1 pseudogene is annotated in these 1,105 nt (G+C 66.7%); it reads left to right on the top strand.

The features are described 5' to 3' along the window. Positions 1 to 691 precede the first annotated feature (691 nt). A pseudogene (locus RM812_RS41820) lies at positions 692 to 1,105 on the top strand (group II intron reverse transcriptase/maturase); the annotation flags it as partial.

Here is a 1,105-nt window from a genome sequence, read left to right on the forward strand (position 1 = left end):
ACTCGAACGCGACGAGCATGCGGTGGAGCTGTGGAAGAGGGAGGTGTGGCCGCAGGTAAAAGACTCGCGGCGGCGTCCGGTGCCTGGATCGTCTTCGAGTTGCGCCGTGAGGCGCTGTGATTCGTGTGGAGGTGAGAGACCTTCACCGCCGACCTGTCGTAGCAGGGAGGTGGAGCTGAGGGCAGCCTGATCCGGGTGATGACGGAGAGGGCGGGAGCGGCCCTGACAAAGCCGGAACGTGCCAGTACTGCCAGATGGTGCGGGTCCGGCGAGCGGGATGGAGAGGAGTACGCGAGGAACCGGCGTCTTTACGTCTCTTAACGACTACACCGGCTCGAAACCTGGTGGATCTGGGCCGGAAGCGGTGCGCACTTGCTGCCCGAGGGCGGCGGGGAACTCCTTGGCCGGTATTTCGAAGCCGTTCGGGAGGCCACGAGGAAGGTCTACGGCGTACTCGTGGCGATGCCGCAGGGACACAGTCGGGCTCCTACTCCAACGAGCGAATCGCAGTGAACACGGGAACCACCCGTTCTCAACTCCCTGTCGTGCATGGCCAGTGCTCGGCTGGGGATAGGCGCATCGACCGCCGAACGGTCCGGGTGGGGCGGAGCCGCCGTAGTACTCCGAGCCGGGGAGAGCCCGCGCACATGGGGAAGGGCGGCAGCGGTATCGAGAGGGGAAGGAGACTGCAATGCCGGAAGACGCGCCGTTGAACAGCGGCGCTCTGCTGGAGGCGGACCTGGTGGGTCCACGCCAGCGGGTATCGGAGATGCAGGCCAAGCTTCACCGTTGGGCGGCAGCCGATCCCGGCCGCCGGTTCGATGATTTGTTCAACCTCGTGTACGACCCGGCGACGCTGATTGCGGCGTTCGACCGGGTCGCCGGCAACCGGGGTGCCCGCACTCCCGGCGTGGACGGCCTGACGGCCGCCGATGTCGAGGAGCGATTCGGGGTCCCCGGATTCCTGGATGACCTACGGGCCCAGCTCAGGCAGGGCTTGTTTCGTCCGCTACCGGTGCGGGAGCGCAAGATTCCCAAAACGGGTGGGTCGGGGAAGGTTCGGCGGCTGGGGATTCCCGTGATCGCCGACCGGGTCGTCCAGGCC

This window comes from Streptomyces lancefieldiae, assembly GCF_031845825.1.
In the GTDB taxonomy this organism is placed as follows: domain Bacteria; phylum Actinomycetota; class Actinomycetes; order Streptomycetales; family Streptomycetaceae; genus Streptomyces; species Streptomyces lancefieldiae.